The following is a 17,467-nucleotide window of genomic DNA, read 5'->3' as shown; positions in this document are numbered from 1 at the left end:
ATTACACCGAATCGTCTAGACACTTTTTGATCGCCGCCCCCGTTCTGCTACCTATCAGCTAATTTGATACTTGCTCAGCTTGTTGTAAAGCGTTGCCCGGGAAATGCCGAGCTTTTTGGCTGCTTTCGACTTGTTCCCTTTCACTTCATGCAGCGCTTCCAGAATGCGCTTCTTTTCAGCCAAAGCCTCCTCTTCTCCGCCTCCATCAGCCTGATTCAGTGGCGTCCAGGCTTGCCGATCACGCTGGGGCAAGACTGCTTCGGCAAAGCCTGTTCCCCCGAAAAAGGCCGCAGGCAGGTCACTCGTCCGTATGCGATGGTCCTCCGACAAGGTGACAAGGCGCTCAACCGTGTTGACCAGCTCGCGTATGTTCCCGGGCCAATCGTAGTTGATCAACAGCGACATGGCTTCTTTGTCGATGTCTTTTGGCGGCATGTTGTTTTTCTTGCTGAGCGCCTGCAACTGGGCTGCGATCAGCAAAGGAATGTCCGTTCTTCTTTGCGCCAATGGGGGAATGACAATTGGAATGACGTTCAGGCGGTAATACAAATCTTTGCGAAAAGTGCCCTCCCAGACCCTGTCCTCCAATGAATGATGCGTAGCCGCAACCAGCCGAAAGTCGACGGGAATGCTCTTGATTCCCCCGACGCGCTCCACCTCGCGCTCCTGCAAGACCCGCAAAATTTTCGCTTGCATGTGCAGCGGCATGTCGCCAATCTCGTCCAGAAAAAGCGTTCCTTTGTTTGCCAGCTCGAACTTGCCCGGCTTTCCGTCTTTTTTCGAGCCGGTAAAAGCGCCTTCCTCGTAGCCGAACAGCTCCGACTCCAGCAAATTTTCCGGGATGGAGGCACAGTTGACGATTACGAGCGGGCCATTTTGGAACGGGCTTAGCGAGTGAATCGCTTTGGCAAACAGCTCCTTGCCCACTCCGCTCTCCCCGTTCAGCAAAATCGTGGCAGACGTCTGGGCCGCTCGCCGCGCGACTTTTTTCGCCTCTGCGATCGCTTCGCTCTCCCCGATAATCTGGTCAAATGTCACTTTGTTGTTTTTCGGCCTAGGCGCCTCGATCACAATTCGGCTATCCCCGATTTTCTCGTGCAACACTTGCATGCGGTCAAAAATTTGGTACAGCTCCGACACCCCTTCAAAAATCAGCATGCCAACGGCGCCAATGACCCGGTTTTCTTTCCAGATCGGGATGCGGTGAACGACCATATCCTGCCCGAGCAGTCTGTGCGCCTGGTTTCTTTCCGGTATTCCGGTTTGCAGCACGACAGGCAAGCGCGTATTTTCGATCACCTCTTCCACGTAACGGCCGATGACATCTTCTTTTCGCACGCTGATAAATCGGCAGTACGCATCGTTCATCATGCGGATGTAGCCGTGCTCATCCACGATCGTAATGCCCTCGTACGCTGTATCGAAGCACACCTTGAACCATTCGATTGAATTTTCCAACTCCTGTATCCGTTTTTCGGCTTCCTTGTACTTTTCCCAAATCAGTTCGGAGCCGTACTCGATTAGGCCATCCATCTCGCTTTCTCCTCTCTGTTTGACTTCGGAAGCAAACAGCCTTGCCGATAAAAAAAGAGAGGGCATCTGCCCTCTCTCGTTGTTAAATCCCGTCTTTCTCCAAATCAGCAATCAATGTTTCGAAGGTAGCTTCTACTTGCTCCCACTCTTCGTCGTCTTCGATTGGCTGAAGCATGTCTGTACCGTCATAGCGCAGGAAGTGAACCTCGTACTCTTCTTCTTCCTCCTGATCGACTGGAACGAGCACCAGATAGCTGCGGTCTTCGATATCAAAAATATACATGATCCGAAAATCTCGCGGCTCCTCTGTTCCCTCTTCTGTCAGGGCAATCACGTCGCCTACTTCAAATTCTTCCATCATCTCTTCACTCACTTAGGGTCACCTCGATTTCGCGTCCAAAAATCCTTGCAGGATCAATGTGGCCGCCATTTTGTCAATTACTGTTTTGCGCTTTTGGCGACTGACGTCCGCAGAAATCAGCATACGCTCTGCTGCCATCGTCGTCAAACGCTCGTCCCACATGTGGACAGGAAGAGATGTCCGTTCCTCCAAAAGCTTGCCAAATGCCTGGCACATCTCGGCGCGCGGCCCGATTGTGCCATTCATGTTTTTCGGCAAGCCTACTACGAAAGCACCTACTTGATATTGCGCTACCAATTCCTGAATGCGGGCAAAGTCTTTTTCCTTGGACTGCCGCTTGATGGTCTCCACCCCTTGGGCGGTCCATCCCAGCTCATCGCTGACAGCAATTCCAATCGTCTTGTCGCCTACATCCAATCCCATCAATCGTGTCATGTTCAAGGTCTACTTGCGCTCGGACAAGTAAACGGTCACCAACTCTTCTATGATTTTGTCCCGTTCCAGTTTGCCAATCAGGCTGCGCGCGTTGTTGTGGCGAGGGATAAACGCCGGGTCGCCAGAAAGCAAGTAACCGACGATCTGGGTGATCGGGTTGTATCCTTTTTCTTGCAGGGCTTGGTAAACCTCTGTCAATGTTGCCTGCACTTCCGCCGCATTCGCTTCCTTGGGCACCGTAAACTTCATGGTATTATCCAACGAACTCACAATCAACACCTCGATTTCCTTCAAGACTTAAAGGTTGTATTGGCTTTTCGCTTCCATACTTTATTCGACCCGGATGGAACCTACTCCTTGTCGATTTTGCAAAAATTGTTGGCGGGATTTTCGTTATTTCGCTACTGCCTGGCTTTTGACAAGCTCCACTACCGCATCCAATGCTTCTTGTAGCTTGGAAGGATCTTTTCCGCCCGCTTGCGCCATGTCAGGACGACCGCCGCCACCACCGCCGCAACGAGTAGCCACTTCCTTGATAATTTTTCCGGCGTGAACGCCTTGATCCATCAGATCTTTGGTGACACCTGCTACCAGGTTGACCTTCTCGCCATCGACAGAGCCAAGCACGATGACAGCAGAGCCAAGCTTGTTCTTCAGCTCGTCTACCATGCCGCGCAGGTTGTCCATGTCAGAAGCGGATACGCGTGCAGCGAGCACGTTCATGCCGTCTACCTGCTTCAGCTGATCGGTCAGCGATGCCGCTTCGATGTTGCCCAGTTTCGCGCGCAACGATTCGTTTTCGCGCTGAACTTCTTTCAGCTGCTGCTGCAAGCCTTCCACGCGTGCAGGCGCTTCTGCCAGCACAGGTGCTTTCAGTGCGTGAGCCACTTCTTTGAGCGTCGTGAACTGCTGGTTCAGGAACTGGTAAGCCCCGCGTCCTGTCACGGCTTCAATCCGGCGCGTCCCTGCGCCGATGCCGCTTTCGCTGACCAGCTTGAACAGTCCGATTTCTGCTGTGTTGTTGACATGGCAGCCGCCGCAAAGCTCAAGGCTGTAGTCGCCCACTTTGACAACGCGCACGACATCGCCGTACTTCTCGCCGAACAACGCCATGGCGCCCATTGCTTTTGCTTCTGCCAAAGCTTTGTTGGAGATTTCGACAGTCAGGTTCTCCCACACTTTTTCATTGACGATTGCCTCGATGCGCTCAAGCTCTTCTGCTGTGATCGCACTGATGTGGGTGAAGTCAAAGCGCAGACGCTCCGGTGCTACCAGAGAACCTGCCTGGTTGACATGCGTGCCCAGTACGTCTTTCAGCGCTTGGTGCAGCAAGTGGGTAGCTGTATGGTTTTTCGTAATCGCCAGGCGTGCTTCGCGGTTTACTTCCGCGCGGACTGTATCGCCTTTGCGCAGCGTTCCTGCTTCGACGATGACCGAGTGCACGTTTTGGCCCATTGGACCTTTTTGCACATCTGTCACACGGGCTTTGACGGAGTCGGACACCAAGTATCCTTCGTCGTTGATCTGACCGCCGCTCTCTGCATAAAATGGCGTCTGGTCGAGAATCACTTGTACAGTCTGGCCTTCTTCCGCTTCTTCAGCCAATTGGTTGTCGAAAATGATCGCTTCGACTTTTCCTGTTGCTACCAATTCAGTATAACCAACAAACTGGCTTGTAACCGTCAATTCGGACAATGGACCGCCCTGGATTTGCATGCTGTCCACGTCTTGACGGGCAGCGCGGGCACGCTCGCGTTGTTCCTCCATCGCTTTATCGAAACCGTCGCGATCTACGCTCAAGCCTTGCTCGTTCGCGAAGTCTTCTGTCAAGTCAACCGGGAATCCGTACGTGTCGTACATTTTGAATACGTCTTGGCCGGACAGTTGCGTTTGACCGCTTTCCTTTGCTGCCTTCACCATGTCTGACAAAATAGCCAGGCCATCGTTCAACGTTTCGTGGAAGCGCTCTTCCTCGGCACGGATGACTTTTTCGATAAACGCGCGTTTTTCTACAACCTCTGGGTAGAACTCGCCCATCATCGTGCCGACTGTTTCTGTCAGGCTGTACAGGAACGGCTTTTCCACACCCAGCTTTTTGCCCATCCGCACAGCGCGGCGCAGCAGACGGCGGATGACGTAGCCGCGGCCTTCATTGGAAGGAAGCGCTCCATCCCCGATGGCAAACACGACCGTACGCGCGTGGTCAGCGATGACTTTCAACGCTACGTCAAGCTCAGGGCTCGTCTTGTATTTCACACCCGAAATCGCGCTTGTTTGCTCGATCAGCGGGAACAGCAGGTCTGTTTCAAAGTTGTTGTCGACACCTTGGATGATCGACGCCATCCGCTCCAGCCCCATGCCGGTATCAATGTTTTTCTTAGGCAGTGGCGTGTAGGTGCCATCCGGGTTGTGGTTGAACTGGGAGAACACCAGGTTCCACACTTCCAGATAACGCTCGTTCTCGCCGCCCGGGTACAGTTCCGGGTCGCTTGGATCGTTGCCAAACGCTTCGCCGCGATCGTAGAAAATCTCCGTGTTCGGGCCGCTCGGACCTTCGCCGATATCCCAGAAGTTGCCTTCCAGACGAACGATGCGCTCCTCGGGAACTCCGATTTTTTTGTTCCACAGCTCAAACGCTTCCTCGTCTTCCGGGTGGATTGTGACGGAAAGCAGCTCTGGATCGAAGCCGATCCATTTCGGGCTGGTCAAAAACTCCCACGCCCACTCGATCGCTTCTTCTTTAAAATACTCCCCGATGGAGAAGTTGCCCAGCATCTCGAAGAAGGTATGGTGGCGAGCCGTCCGGCCAACGTTTTCAATATCGTTGGTACGGATTGACTTTTGCGAATTGGTGATGCGCGGATTGTCCGGGATGATGCGTCCGTCAAAATACTTTTTGAGCGTCGCTACACCACTGTTGATCCACAGCAAGGAAGGATCGTCGATTGGCACCAGGGGAGCACTCGGCTCAATGCGATGTCCTTTTTCCACAAAAAAGTCAAGGAACATCTGGCGAATTTGATTGCCTGTCAGCTTCTTCATCTGCATTCTCCTCTATTCTGAAAATAAATAAAAAAGCTCCCATCCCCTCAGGGACGAGAACTGTTTTTCTCGCGGTACCACCCTGCTTACAGGCTCTCTTGCACGCCAAACGGCGCGACAGCCTGTCGCTTTATGGGCATCTAACGGTGCCAACCCGCCGGTTTTTGCCCGGTCTTAGGAGTAGCCTTCCGTTGCACTTCTTCTGAGCGCCCTCTCAACCGTGAAGCGCCCTCTCTGTAGAAGGTTTGCAGCGTACTCGTTCCCTCATTGATCAAGCCTGTACTCATCTGTTCGTATTATAAATTTTTTTCCTGACCCATGTCAACTTTCATGCATCATCACAGCGATTCGGCTGATGACAACTTTGCAAACGGCGAGTACGGGCACAGCCACGATCAGCCCGATAATCCCTCCGATCGTCTCCCCGACAAGCAAGGCCACGATAATCGTCAGCGGATGCAACTGCAAGGAGCGCCCCACGATGTTCGGCGACAGGATGTTGCCTTCCAGCACTTGAATGACGAGATTGACGGCGATCACGAACAACAGCATTTTGGTCGAAATCGTCAGCGCGACGACAATCGCAGGCGCCGCCCCGATCAATGGCCCGATGTAAGGAATGATGTTCGTCAAACATACCACAGCGGCGAGCACGAACGGATACGGCATGCCGATCAGCCAGTAGCCGAGATAAGCCAGCACCCCGACGACCAACGCAACGATCATCTGGCCGTGTATGTAATTCCCGAGCGATTCATTAATGTCCCGCAGGACGACCAACACTTGTTTGCGGTACGGCTTCGGAACGATGGACATGCCTGTTTCGTGCAGTTCCTTCATGTCTTTTAAAAAATAGAAGGCAATAAACGGGACGATCGCAAAGGCAAACAGCTTGCCCAGCGACTGGCGGGCATTGTTGACAAGCTTCGTTACAGAGTGGGACATCCCTTCCTGCGACTGGATAATTACCCGATCCACCCCGTGGGAGATACTGTCTGGCAAAAAGTATTTGTGCGCCTCCCATTCGCTCATCCACGTGTAGTACCAGTCCATCAGCCGCGGCAAGTCATCGGACAGCTCCACGAGTTGATTGGTAAAGACGGGAATCGCGTTGATGACCGCAATCGTAATCACCAGTACAAAGGAAGCGTAAATCAGCAGAACGGCCATCAGCCGCGGGACTCTGCGCTTTTCCAGCAGCTGCACGACCGGATGAAGCAAATACGCAATGACCAGACCCAATATAATGGGAATCAGCACTTCCTCCAAAAGGGCGAACAACTGCCCGAGGACCGAACGGAGCATCCACAGCAGATTGCCGATGACGAGCAGCGCAATCAACCAGAGAGCAGCCGCAAAAAGGCGGCTACGCCGCAATTCATCCACGAAGGACACCTCCTCTCCATTTCCATTAGGGTGTGTTCTTCGTACAAAATTCATGTAACCTATTGACACCTTCCAAGCATCGATAGTAGTATGGAGTTACAAGAGGATATCTCCAAAGGGGAGTAGCTTTTTCGCAACATAGTCGTCATTACGGGAGAAATCCCCGGCTATGTTGGCAACATTTTTCTAATGTTGTAAGCAAGACCTTTGCCTAACAGGTAAAAGGTCTTTTTCTGTTTTCAAACGACCTTTGCCTGTCCAGGGAAAGGTCGTTTTCTTTTGTGCCCCTTTACATACAATATGGGAGGTATCTAGAAAACGGCCCGGTGGATGACTCATTTTTCCAAACAGGAAGAGGAGGAGGAATTGAACATGGAACTATTGTTACAACCTGAATTTTGGTCGGCGCTGCTTGCGATCATCGTCATCGACCTAGTCTTGGCCGGAGACAACGCGATTGTCATCGGGATGGCTGCGCGCAACCTTCCAGCCCATCAGCAGAAAAAAGCGATCATCTGGGGAACGGTGGGCGCGATTATTATCCGGGCTTTGGCAACACTCGCAGTAGTGTGGCTGCTGAAAATTCCGGGCTTGCTGCTCGTAGGTGGCTTGATTCTGTTGTGGATCGCCCTCAAACTGCTCGTCTCCGATGACGGTCACGAGAATATGAAGGCAAGCGGAAGTCTTGGCGCAGCGATCTGGACGATTATCGTGGCGGATACCGTAATGGGTCTGGACAACGTTATCGCTGTTGCCGGTGCCGCACATGGCGACTTTCTTCTGGTGATCATCGGACTGATCATTAGCGTTCCGATCATGGTCTGGGGAAGCACGATGATTTTGAAATTCATGGAGCGTTTCCCTGTCGTGATTTACGTCGGTGCGGGCGTCCTCGCTTACACGGCTGCAAGCATGGTAACGAGCGAGAAGTTTTTGGCCCCGTTCTTTACCGCTTATCCGTGGGTCAAATGGGTGTTCATCGTTGCCGCTGTCGTCGGCGTCCTGCTGATTGGACGCATGAAAAGCCAGCAGCAAAAACGACTCGCCGAGCAAAACTGACAAATAAACGTAGGCTCCGTCGCCATTCGTGCGACGGAGCTTTTTTCTGCACAAAAAAAAGCACCCGAACTCATACTATGTTCAGGTGCTTATGAACGTTCCTGTGAGCGTCATCCCCCGTTAACGGGTTACGGCGCGCATCAGCTTGCGCCCTGTCTTCAGCATGCGCGTCACATCACGCATGGAAAACGGCAGCTGATTCCAATTCAGTGAAAACCGACTGCGGCGGCGCGGAGCCATCAAATAGCCAATGACAGCCACAATTCCGCTTGTGGCAAGGACGCGCAAAAGGCTTCGTGTAAACAAGCGTGCCACCTCCAGTTGTTTTTCCTGCGTAAGCAGTTGCTACATGTTCAGTTGAGCAGAGACAGTTTGATCTTCAATAAACAGATCGTTGAGCGAATGCAAAGAACCGTCTTCTTCCACCTGGTAGACAGAAGCAATCTGCTCGTTGGAAACGCTCATTTCTATAAAGCAATTCCAGCAGTAGTATTGATTGGTTCCAATCTTCCCTACGTCTTTGGAACTGCAGTTCGGGCAAATGACACGCATCACGCTTTTCCTCCCTTATCACGCCTGGATACGAACAAAGTCCGGCACGATCAGGTTTTCTTCCCCGATGATGACGGAAGCTGGGGCAGACAAACGCTTGCGACCTTCTGTCACGTCCGCAAACCAGCCATTGGACAGTTCGTACCCTACAAGTTTCTCCCAGTTCGCTGAAAAGTAAACATCTTCCAGCCTGCCAAGGAGTTCTCCGGAAGCGGTAATGACCGCTTTTCCTTTTAGCTTTGATTTTCCCGTCACGATGCCGACAGGCTCAAATCCGGCGAGATGAGGCAAGGGCGTGACTGCGTTTTTACCCGATACGGTAAGGCAGGATTCCCCTACCGCATGAATCTGTTCGGTAGGAATGTAGGTGCCAGAATGGAACCAACCCTGTTCGCTCAGCAAGACTCCTCGTACATGCCAAGTGGAGTCGCAAAGAATGTCACGAACGGTGCCGAGCGTCTCTCCCGTCTGGAGGCAAACTACTGGCAAACCGACTGCATCCATTGCCTTGCGCATGTGGGACATCCCCCTTCCGCTCCTTTAGTATCGGGCGAAACGGACATGTCCATTCGGCGCAAATGGTTCCAGCTTTCAATCCTGCTTGAGCCGTTCTTCCAAAAAGCTGTACCTCACGCCTTCCTCGTCCGTTTCCACGGCTGCGCGAAAAGCATCTGGCTCCCCGCACATAATGAGGAAAGACTTGCTCCGGGTAATGCCCGTATAAACGAGCTTGCGCCGCAGCATCCGGTAATAGCTTCTGACAAACGGCATGACTACGATCGGAAATTCGCTCCCCTGTGATTTGTGTACGGAACAGCAGTAGGCAAGCGTCAACTGATGGTAATCGGAACGCTTGTACACCACTTCCCGATTGTCGAAGGCAGCGACCAGCATTTCCTGGTTTTCTGCGTTCTCATTCGGGAAAAAAATCGCAACAATTTCACCCATATCGCCGTTGAACACCTGTTCCTCAGCATTATTCACCAGTTGCAGGACTTTGTCGCCAGTGCGAAACGTCGTGTCCCCGAAGGTCACTTCCCGTTTTTGCGGCGTCTTTGGATTAAACAGCTCCTGCAACTCTTCATTCAGCCGGTTCACCCCGGCATTTCCTTTATAAATAGGTGCCAAAACCTGTACATCTTTTGCCGTATATCCTTTTTTTACGGCTCCGGAGCAAATTTGTTTCACTGCTTCCGGAACTTCTTGTGGCGAACTTGTGAAAAATCGCCGATCCGGTGTCGTATCGAGCAAATCTGCCGGAACGTTGCCTTTGCGCACATCGTGGGCGAGCCGGATAATCGTCGACTCCTCCGCCTGCCGATAAATCTCCGTAAGCTGGGCCAGCGGCAACAAGCCGGAGCGGATCATATCGAGCAGGACGTTTCCCGGGCCGACGGACGGCAGCTGGTCGGGATCGCCGACCATAATAATTTGCATCTCATCCGGTACGGCACGGAACAACTGGTTCGCCAGCCAAATATCGACCATCGACATTTCGTCCACAATCAACAGCCTGCCGCGAATCGGATGCTCGGCGTCGTGCTCGAAGCTCTCCCCTTTGTAGCCGAGCAGGCGATGAATCGTCATGGCTGGCAAGCCAGTCGTCTCCGTCATCCGCTTGGCAGCCCGTCCGGTTGGCGCAACGAGCAAGATCGGAAAAGGATTTTCTTCGTTGTATTTTTTCAGGTCGAGTGACAGGCCGTGCAGCTGCGAAAAGACGCGGCAAATCCCGCGAATTACCGTTGTTTTCCCCGTTCCCGGTCCACCCGTCAAAAGCATCAGCCCGGATGTAATCGCCTGCTCGATCGCGTCTCGCTGCGTCTGGGCGTACGTGATGCCCAGTTCATCCTCTACGGCTCCCAGCGCACGGTAAAATTCAGAGGTAGGAAACGAGCCGAATGAGTCCCGCTGCGCGAAATGACGCAGCCTTTTTGCCAACCCAAGCTCGGCAAAAAACAAGGAGGGCAAGTACACGCGCTCGTCTTCCCAGGCAATTTTGCTCGCGACAAACATGTCCTCGACCGCACGGGTAATGTCTTCTGCGACAAACAGATGTCCGCCGCATTCCAAAAGCAGTGCCAATGTTCTTTCGCAAAGCTCTTCGATCGGCAAATAAACATGGCCTTCCGAATAAGACGCTTCCTGGAGCACAAACAGCGCCGCTGCCTTGACGCGCTCTTCCGAAGATGCGGCTATCCCGGTAGCACGCGCAATATCGTCCGCCCGCTTGAAGCCGATCCCGACGATATCTTCGATCAGCCGGTACGGTTCTTCCTTGAGCACGGTCATCGTCTCCAGCTTGTATGTCTGGTAAATTCGCAACGCCATGTTCACGCCAATTCCGAAGTCGTACAAAAATACCATCGCGCTTTCCAGCGAACGATGTTCCAGCACAGACTCGTAAATGATTTTGGCGCGCGATTCGGAAATCCCTTGAATTTCTGCGAGCCGCTCCGGATAATCGGCGATAATCGCCAAGGCATCTACGCCGAGATGTTCCACGATTCGTTTGGCCATTTTTTTCCCGATGCCCTGAAACAGTCCACTGGCCAAATACCGCTCCACGCCCGACAATGTCTTCGGCGTCTCTCGCTCGTATCGCTTCGCCACGTACTGCTGCCCGAAGCGAGCATGCGTTTTCCACTCGCCGTAGAAGGTGTATAGCTCATCCGGATGAGGACGAGGGAAGTTGCCGACAATAATGACTTCTGATTCTTTGATCGCTTCAGTAGTCTCCTCTATCTTTAGACGAATAACTCCGTACCATGTTTCTTCATTGTAAAAAATTTCTTGTGAAATAAATCCGCGAATATAGTTTTCCGCAAACAGGGAGATTGATTGTTGTTCTTCCATCTCACCTTCTCCTCTCTTGCTTGCTCCAAGCACGTTCAAAGTGGCACGAACAGAAAAATCCACTTTAACAGGGAAAGTGGATTTTTCTCGCAGTCATACGTTTTAAATTGTAAAGCGTTTTACTTGGTCTGACAACTGTTCAGCCATTTGCGCCAATGTTTCCGCAGCCGCCGTCATCTCTTGCGTCGTCGCGGTCTGTTGCTCGGACGCTGCCGCTACCTCTTGCGTATCTCGTGCCGCCGTGTCAGCCAACTCCGCAATTTTATCCGAGTGCGCAACCAGTTTGACCGTATCGCGATGAATCCCTTGGGCCGCCTCGTTCATCCGGTACACTTGCTGACTGACATCCTGGACGGCCACCAAAATTTGCTGGAAGCTTTCTCCGGCGATGGCTACTCCGCCTCTGCCTTCCTGGACGGCTTCGGTTGTCGTTCCCATCGCCTGCACCGCATCCAAAATATCGGTATGAATCGCATGGATCAGCGAAGCAATTTCTTCTGCCGCATGTCCTGACTGTTCTGCCAGCTTGCGCACCTCTTGCGCAACGACTGCAAAGCTTTTTCCTTGTTCACCTGCGCGGGCAGCTTCAATCGCTGCATTCAGCGCAAGCAGATTGGTTTGATCAGAAATTTGCCGGATGATCGTAATAATTCCAATAATTTTTTCCGATTGCATTCCCAGTTCCCGGATGACTTGCTCTGTATTTCTCGCATGATTTGTGATCTGATCCATTTCCTGAACAAGTTCTTTCAGCTTGCCTTCGCCATCTTGCGCCAAAAGGAACGCCTGCGTCGCATCCGCATTGACCCGCTCCGTGGAAGAGGCGATTTCCTGGATATCGCCACCGATGTGCGACAAAGATCGAGTGGTATCCGATACGGTCTGTTTCTGCTGCTCCGAGCCCATGGCGATCTCGGTTGAAGCAAGCGAGATTTGCTCGGCAGCCCTGGCACTCTCTGCTGCACTCGCTGTCAACTCCTCGGATGCCGCCGCAACCTGCTGGGAGACACGCTGCACTTCACTCAGCATTTTACAAAACACTTCCATCATCTCGTTGTACATGGCTGACAGCTCGCCAAGCTCGTCCCCCGAACGGATTTGCGCACGCTTGGTCAAATCTCCCGTCTCGGCCATTTTCATCGCTGCGACCAGCTCTTTCAGCGGACGAACCAGCCTGCTGACGATAAAAATTCCGGTAGCCAGAGCCACGATTGCACTAATCAGGTTCAAAAGGAACATCATCGGACGGCTGCTCTCGATCGTCGCCAGCAAATCGTTCTGGTAGCTGCCAATCGCGAGAATCCAGCCGTTCGGCAACTCTTCGTACACGGTCAACTTCGTGGCTCCCTGGAACTCATACTCCAGCCAGCCGCTCTTTTTCGCCAGCATCTCTTGCATGAACGCTTCGCCCGCGAGCGATTTGTTTTGCACGTTCGGGTCCGGGTGGAAGATCGGGACTCCGCTGGCATCCGCGATATAGGCATAGCCAACCATGCCATTCGGCTTATAGTAGCTCTCTGCCACCTCGCGAATGATCTCGTCAATTTTTTGTCTATTGCTGTCGCTGATCGTTGTGTCCTGGGTGTAGGGAACCAGCTCCCGGGCCTTCATTTGGGTTATGTATTGCAAATCGGAAACGGTCAGTCTGTAAACCGCATTCCGTGCGTTTTCAAACTGGATGTACCCGACTACCATCAATGGAAGCATGGTCAGGAAGAGAATGGTAAGCACCAGTTTGTAGCGAATCGAGATACGTCTGGCAATCATGAATAATTCCTCTCCTTTTGCTGGACGAAAGCGCTTTCGTTCTTCCGGCCTGGTTCTACGGAATCATTCTAACATTGTTATCCACTATTAACCACAATTGCCACACAATTAGAAAATTTGGAGCGAAAAACAAAAGCAGATTGCTTTTTTTGCTTGCAATCTGCACCGAACTGTTATCTGATTTTTTCCCTTTTATTCCCTCATTTTCCATGTGTGCTGTGGTACGTTGCGCCGTCAGCTCACTGTTGTCGACGACGTAGGAGCATAGCTGACAATTTCCAGTACAATGACGGTACTGAGTGCGATCGTTTGCCCCGACGGCACGGTAATGTCCAGCTTCCCTACTCCCGATCCACCCGGAGTATAAGTGGTAAGCCCGCCCATTTGCATGATCCCGTTAATGTAGACGTTATAGTAGCTATTGTTTGCCGGAAGGGTCGGGAGAGAGGTAGCCGTTGTACCCGCATCCGTTTGAAAGTCCCCTACATTTATGGTCAACGTCGCCGGTCCGACGACAAGAGCCAATGTTCTGCGAAAAAAGCGCGTCACGGTCGGAACCGCATTCGTTGTCGTCGTAGCTGTGACCACGATCTTCAGTATCTCAAGCGCCATCATCCGTCCTCCTTTTTCGTTGCTACTCTATTTTATTGAGCAAGCTGCGAAGAAGTGTTGGACAAGTGACGTAATCATCCGCCTTATTTTCCGTCGCGAACGCTAGGATGCGGCAATGGCAATGAATTGCAGGACGATGCTCACATCTTTGCCTGGAGGCTCTTTTGTCAGCAGCCGCAGTCTGCCTTTGGCTACTTCATAGAGGACAGGAGGCTGGATCATCCCGTTGATAAACAAGTTCACCAACGAAACGCAGGCAGGATCAAGAATCCCGCTGGTCGTGTACGGCAACCAGGCGTCCTCGTCGGTGTAGACCCGCTTTGTCCCATCCGCGATCGCACAAAAGTAATGACAGTCCGCTTTCAGATGCGTTTGCTTTTGCTGCCTTTCTTGCTTTTCCAGCTCTGGCTCCGCACAAAGTCTGGTCGCCTTCTCTGCTTCGATTTTTTTCGCTTTTGCCTCAGATGCTTTGTCCGTGAACATACTCTCACCTTTTTCAACCGACGTCAGTAGTAGCGTATGTTTGCGAAAAGCCGTTGGAATCCGGCAGGCAACCATTTTTTGGACAGGAAAAAACCGCTCAGGGACATAACCCAAGCGGTTCGTTTGTCGTTGAAGGCTATTTGCTTCGGGCGAGACGGCTCACGATTTGCGCCACAGCCTGCGCTGCCTGTTTTGCTTCTTCTACCGTGTTGGTAATGCCAAAGCTGAAGCGGATGGCGGATCGGGCAATCTCATCGGCAAGCTTCATCGCCACGAGTACATGCGACAGTTCCAACGACCCGGACGTGCAGGCAGAGCCACTCGCAGCTGCGATGCCAACCAAGTCGAGGTTCATCAGCATCGTCTCGGTGTGAACGCCAGGGAAGCTGACATTCAAAATATGCGGGAGCACATGCTCGGGATGACCGTTTACATGGTAAGCGATGTTCGCCTCTTGCCAAACCGCGAGCATGACTGCCTTCATCTGCTCGTATTTGGCTACCCGGTCCGCCCTCTCCTCTGCGGCAACCTTCGTCGCTTCTGCAAAGCCGACGATTCCCGCCAAATTCTCCGTTCCCGCCCGGCGCTTGCGCTCTTGGGAGCCGCCGTGCAAAATCGGAGACACCGGAATCTTGCGTCCGAGGTACAGGGCGCCAACGCCTTTTGGCCCGTTGATTTTATGCGCGGACACGGACAGCATGTCCACAGGCAACTCGCTCACTTGAAACGGCAGCACGCCAAATGCCTGAACGGCGTCTGTATGAAAAATAATGCCTTTTTCCCGGAGGAAGTTCCCGATCTCTACGATGGGTTGAATCGTTCCCACTTCGTTGTTGCCGTACATGATCGACACAAGCACCGTATCGGGACGAACAGCCTGCTGCAAGTCTTCCATGCGGACAGAGCCTGTCTCATCTACGGGCAAATACGTGACGTCAAACCCTGCCTGCTCCAAATACTCGCAAGCGTGCAGGACGGCATGATGCTCGATTTGCGTCGTAATGACATGGCGGCCGCGTTCGCGCTGGGCCATCGCCCCGCCGATAATCGCCATATTGTCCGCTTCCGTGCCGCCGCTCGTAAAAATGAGCGATTGCGCTTCGGCACCCATGAAGCTGGCAATCGCATCCCGCGCTTGCTCCAATGCTTTGCGCGCCTCGCGACCGGCACCGTGGACACTGGACGGGTTGCCGAATACTTGCGTCAAATACGGAGTCATCGCTTCCAGCACTCGCGGATGTACCGGAGTCGTGGCAGCGTGGTCAAAATACAACATGTCAGACACTGTGTCACCTTCTACTAGCTTGGTAGCTGTTGCTTAAATGTAAAACATATAGTTATCGGAATGCCCGTCGTCTTCGAAGCTGATCAAATCCTGAAGCGAAGTCGCGTCCAGCACCGCAGAGATGCTGTCGCGAATGCGCAGCCACAGATGGCGTTTGGCCGGATCTTCTTCTTCTGCAAACTCGACCGGACTGATCGGTCCTTCCAGTACGCGGATGACGTCGCCTGCGGATATTTCGTCCGGCTGTTTCGCCAGCACGTAGCCGCCGTAAGCTCCGCGAATACTTTTCACCAATCCTGCGTTGCGCAAAGGCGCGATCAACTGCTCCAAATAATGCTCGGACAGGTCGTGCTTCTGGGCAATGCTGCGCAAGGAAGTCGGCCCTTCCCCAACACGGTTGGCCAGTTCCATCATGATCGTCAGTCCGTAGCGTCCTTTCGTAGAAATCTTCACGTAGCAACTCTCCTCTTATTCTTGGGTTTACCCACTCCCTTAGCTTACATGACTTGAGCGTCCTGGGACACACTAGCATCTTAGGGGGTGAAAGCAAAATGGCGACAAACAAACGCTCAGAACGAGGACGCAACCACCCGTCCGACACGTTGTACGAACAGCCTGCGGGCACCATTGCCCACAAAGCCCGCTACGGGGCGAGCGAACAGAGCAAACAGCCGAACGAAAACGGTGACTTGCCGAACAAACCCGGCGGAGACGTCCGCACCTAACTTCACCCTCCCCCTTTATTCGGGGGAGTTTTTCTTCGGCAATCCACGGTTATCCAGCTTTTGTCTCTCTTCCTGAAAACGCCGGATATGACGCTCGTAGCCAAAGTCCTTTGGCTGGTAAAACGAATAATGTACACCGTCAGGCAGATACTGTTGGGGCACATAACCGTACGGATAGTCGTGCGGATACAGATATCCCTGACCGTGTCCCAGCTTGGCTGCGCCCTTGTAAGCCGAGTCTCGCAAGTGGATAGGAACCTGCTTGTGGCCGTCGGTGCGAATCCGGTCCAGCGCAGAGTTGATCCCGTTGTATGCGGCATTGCTTTTCGGAGCTGTAGCCAAATACGTCGTCGCTTGCGCCAGCGGGATTCGTCCTTCAGGCATCCCCACCAATTCTACCGCTTGGAAGCAGGCTACCGCAACCGAGATCGCCTGCGGATCGGCATTTCCAATATCCTCGGAAGCCGAGATGACCAGTCGGCGCGAAATAAACCGCGGGTCTTCTCCGGCATCGATCATCCTCGCCAACCAGTACAGCGCAGCATCGGGATCGGAACCGCGTATCGACTTGATAAAAGCGGAAATCGTGTCGTAGTGGTTGTCGCCGCTTTTGTCATAGCGCACGGCGCGGCGCTGGATCGACTCGACCGCTACATCGAGCGTTACGGTCACTCTCCCGTCCGCTCCGGGCGGCGTCGTCATCACAGCCAGCTCCAAGGCGTTCAGCAAACGTCTGGCGTCTCCTTCTGCGTACTGGATCAAATGCTCCGCCGCTTCCTTCGTCACGTTGACGGACAGTTCCGCCAATCCGTTCTCTTCATCTGCGAGCGCGCGATCCATGACCTGCTGCAATTCCTCGTGCGAAAGCGACTGGAGCGAAAACACTTGCGAACGCGACAACAGCGCCGGATTGACCTCGAAAAAAGGATTCTCCGTCGTCGCCCCGATCAAAATGATCGTTCCTTCCTCTACATAAGGAAGCAGCGCATCTTGCTGGGACTTGTTGAAGCGATGAATCTCATCGACGAACAAAGTCGTGCGCTGGTTGTCCATCACGAGTCTTTCCTTGGCCGCCTCAACGACTTTGCGAATGTCCGCCACTCCTGCCGTTACGGCGTTCAACTCGGAAAAATGCGTGCGGGTCGTCCGGGCAATCACTTTTGCCAAGGTTGTTTTTCCCGTCCCGGGCGGCCCGTAAAAAATGAGCGACGATACTTGATCGGCTTCAATCGCCCGGCGCAGGAGCTTGCCTGGCGCGAGAATGTGGGATTGGCCGATCACTTCCTGGATCGTCTTTGGACGCATGCGTGCAGCGAGCGGCTTTTGCTTGCTGCCGCCCTCTTCTTCATAAGCAAACGAAAACAGATCGTTCAT

At 53.0% G+C, this 17,467-nt stretch carries 18 protein-coding genes; 2 read left to right on the top strand and 16 right to left on the bottom strand.

The features are described from left to right. Positions 1-54: 54 nt before the first annotated feature. From HP435_RS10045 to HP435_RS10020, 6 genes are all read right to left on the bottom strand, one after another. Complete coding sequence (locus tag HP435_RS10045) at positions 55-1,533, bottom strand: sigma-54 interaction domain-containing protein (RefSeq protein ID WP_173598610.1); 1,479 nt, start codon at positions 1,531-1,533, stop codon at positions 55-57. Between the two features lie 82 nt (positions 1,534-1,615). Then, on the bottom strand, positions 1,616-1,906 hold the full coding sequence (locus HP435_RS10040) for a DUF1292 domain-containing protein (protein WP_005832492.1): 291 nt from the start codon (positions 1,904-1,906) through the stop codon (positions 1,616-1,618). Positions 1,907-1,912: 6 nt separating this feature from the next. Continuing rightward, positions 1,913-2,329 carry a Holliday junction resolvase RuvX gene (gene ruvX, locus HP435_RS10035; protein ID WP_122964184.1) on the bottom strand — a complete coding sequence of 139 codons (417 nt, stop codon included), beginning with the start codon at positions 2,327-2,329 and terminating at the stop codon, positions 1,913-1,915. Between the two features lie 9 nt (positions 2,330-2,338). Further along, complete coding sequence (locus tag HP435_RS10030) at positions 2,339-2,599, bottom strand: IreB family regulatory phosphoprotein (protein ID WP_063230247.1); 261 nt, start codon at positions 2,597-2,599, stop codon at positions 2,339-2,341. Between the two features lie 123 nt (positions 2,600-2,722). After that, positions 2,723-5,371: an alanine--tRNA ligase gene (gene alaS, locus HP435_RS10025; protein WP_173597454.1), complete on the bottom strand. Its 2,649-nt coding sequence runs from the start codon at positions 5,369-5,371 to the stop codon at positions 2,723-2,725. Positions 5,372-5,692: 321 nt separating this feature from the next. Beyond that, positions 5,693-6,757, bottom strand: a complete 1,065-nt coding sequence (locus HP435_RS10020; RefSeq protein WP_173597455.1) for an AI-2E family transporter — start codon at positions 6,755-6,757, stop codon at positions 5,693-5,695. Between the two features lie 372 nt (positions 6,758-7,129). Here HP435_RS10020 and HP435_RS10015 point away from each other — a divergent pair, with 372 nt between their 5' ends. Next, a complete protein-coding gene (locus HP435_RS10015; RefSeq protein ID WP_122964299.1) occupies positions 7,130-7,816 on the top strand; it encodes a TerC family protein in 687 nt (228 codons plus the stop codon). Between the two features lie 120 nt (positions 7,817-7,936). Here the strand turns inward: HP435_RS10015 and HP435_RS10010 are convergent, their stop codons facing one another. The 9 genes from HP435_RS10010 to cymR form a co-directional block, all read right to left on the bottom strand. Next, entirely contained in the window at positions 7,937-8,131 is a 195-nt protein-coding gene (locus HP435_RS10010; protein WP_229049892.1) for a hypothetical protein, read from the bottom strand. Between the two features lie 30 nt (positions 8,132-8,161). Continuing rightward, positions 8,162-8,368 (bottom strand): hypothetical protein, encoded by a 207-nt coding sequence (locus tag HP435_RS10005; RefSeq protein WP_005832479.1) that lies wholly within the window; start codon positions 8,366-8,368, stop codon positions 8,162-8,164. A gap of 18 nt (positions 8,369-8,386) precedes the next feature. Then, on the bottom strand, positions 8,387-8,884 hold the full coding sequence (locus tag HP435_RS10000) for a PRC-barrel domain-containing protein (protein WP_173598611.1): 498 nt from the start codon (positions 8,882-8,884) through the stop codon (positions 8,387-8,389). A gap of 75 nt (positions 8,885-8,959) precedes the next feature. Then, on the bottom strand, positions 8,960-11,221 hold the full coding sequence (locus tag HP435_RS09995; protein ID WP_173598612.1) for an SF1B family DNA helicase RecD2: 2,262 nt from the start codon (positions 11,219-11,221) through the stop codon (positions 8,960-8,962). A gap of 102 nt (positions 11,222-11,323) precedes the next feature. Then, positions 11,324-12,988 carry a methyl-accepting chemotaxis protein gene (locus HP435_RS09990; RefSeq protein ID WP_173598613.1) on the bottom strand — a complete coding sequence of 555 codons (1,665 nt, stop codon included), beginning with the start codon at positions 12,986-12,988 and terminating at the stop codon, positions 11,324-11,326. A 234-nt stretch (positions 12,989-13,222) separates the two neighbouring features. Then, positions 13,223-13,600, bottom strand: coding sequence for a DUF4183 domain-containing protein (locus HP435_RS09985; protein WP_122964191.1), 378 nt, complete (start codon positions 13,598-13,600; stop codon positions 13,223-13,225). 102 nt (positions 13,601-13,702) lie between these two features. Further along, complete coding sequence (locus HP435_RS09980) at positions 13,703-14,083, bottom strand: DUF4183 domain-containing protein (RefSeq protein WP_173598614.1); 381 nt, start codon at positions 14,081-14,083, stop codon at positions 13,703-13,705. Between the two features lie 136 nt (positions 14,084-14,219). Beyond that, complete coding sequence (locus HP435_RS09975; RefSeq protein ID WP_173597459.1) at positions 14,220-15,368, bottom strand: cysteine desulfurase family protein; 1,149 nt, start codon at positions 15,366-15,368, stop codon at positions 14,220-14,222. A gap of 33 nt (positions 15,369-15,401) precedes the next feature. Beyond that, positions 15,402-15,821, bottom strand: coding sequence for a cysteine metabolism transcriptional regulator CymR (cymR, locus tag HP435_RS09970; protein WP_063230222.1), 420 nt, complete (start codon positions 15,819-15,821; stop codon positions 15,402-15,404). A gap of 98 nt (positions 15,822-15,919) precedes the next feature. On the opposite strand from cymR, the gene HP435_RS09965 reads away from it, so the two are divergent. Beyond that, entirely contained in the window at positions 15,920-16,093 is a 174-nt protein-coding gene (locus HP435_RS09965; protein WP_167470284.1) for a hypothetical protein, read from the top strand. Between the two features lie 15 nt (positions 16,094-16,108). Here HP435_RS09965 and HP435_RS09960 read toward each other — a convergent pair whose 3' ends face one another. Next, positions 16,109-17,467 carry an AAA family ATPase gene (locus HP435_RS09960; protein ID WP_122964194.1) on the bottom strand — a complete coding sequence of 453 codons (1,359 nt, stop codon included), beginning with the start codon at positions 17,465-17,467 and terminating at the stop codon, positions 16,109-16,111.

The sequence above is a fragment of the Brevibacillus sp. HD3.3A genome, assembly GCF_013284375.2.
GTDB classification, from domain to species: Bacteria; Bacillota; Bacilli; order Brevibacillales; family Brevibacillaceae; genus Brevibacillus; species Brevibacillus parabrevis.
The sequence above is the reverse complement of the archived record's forward strand: the minus strand, read 5'-3'. Positions and strand labels throughout refer to the sequence as shown.

Bases quoted from the DNA above. Each gene is read 5' to 3' on its own strand.
- HP435_RS10045 (WP_173598610.1), bottom strand. From the start codon at position 1,533: ATGGATGGCCTAATCGAGTACGGCTCCGAACTGATTTGGGAAAAGTAC.
- ruvX (WP_122964184.1), bottom strand. From the start codon at position 2,329: ATGACACGATTGATGGGATTGGATGTAGGCGACAAGACGATTGGAATT.
- alaS (WP_173597454.1), bottom strand. From the start codon at position 5,371: ATGAAGAAGCTGACAGGCAATCAAATTCGCCAGATGTTCCTTGACTTT.
- HP435_RS10015 (WP_122964299.1), top strand. From the start codon at position 7,130: ATGGAACTATTGTTACAACCTGAATTTTGGTCGGCGCTGCTTGCGATC.
- HP435_RS10005 (WP_005832479.1), bottom strand. From the start codon at position 8,368: ATGCGTGTCATTTGCCCGAACTGCAGTTCCAAAGACGTAGGGAAGATT.
- HP435_RS10000 (WP_173598611.1), bottom strand. From the start codon at position 8,884: ATGCGCAAGGCAATGGATGCAGTCGGTTTGCCAGTAGTTTGCCTCCAG.
- HP435_RS09995 (WP_173598612.1), bottom strand. From the start codon at position 11,221: ATGGAAGAACAACAATCAATCTCCCTGTTTGCGGAAAACTATATTCGC.
- HP435_RS09990 (WP_173598613.1), bottom strand. From the start codon at position 12,988: ATGATTGCCAGACGTATCTCGATTCGCTACAAACTGGTGCTTACCATT.
- HP435_RS09985 (WP_122964191.1), bottom strand. From the start codon at position 13,600: ATGGCGCTTGAGATACTGAAGATCGTGGTCACAGCTACGACGACAACG.
- HP435_RS09980 (WP_173598614.1), bottom strand. From the start codon at position 14,083: ATGTTCACGGACAAAGCATCTGAGGCAAAAGCGAAAAAAATCGAAGCA.
- HP435_RS09965 (WP_167470284.1), top strand. From the start codon at position 15,920: ATGGCGACAAACAAACGCTCAGAACGAGGACGCAACCACCCGTCCGAC.
- HP435_RS09960 (WP_122964194.1), bottom strand. From the start codon at position 17,467: ATGAACGATCTGTTTTCGTTTGCTTATGAAGAAGAGGGCGGCAGCAAG.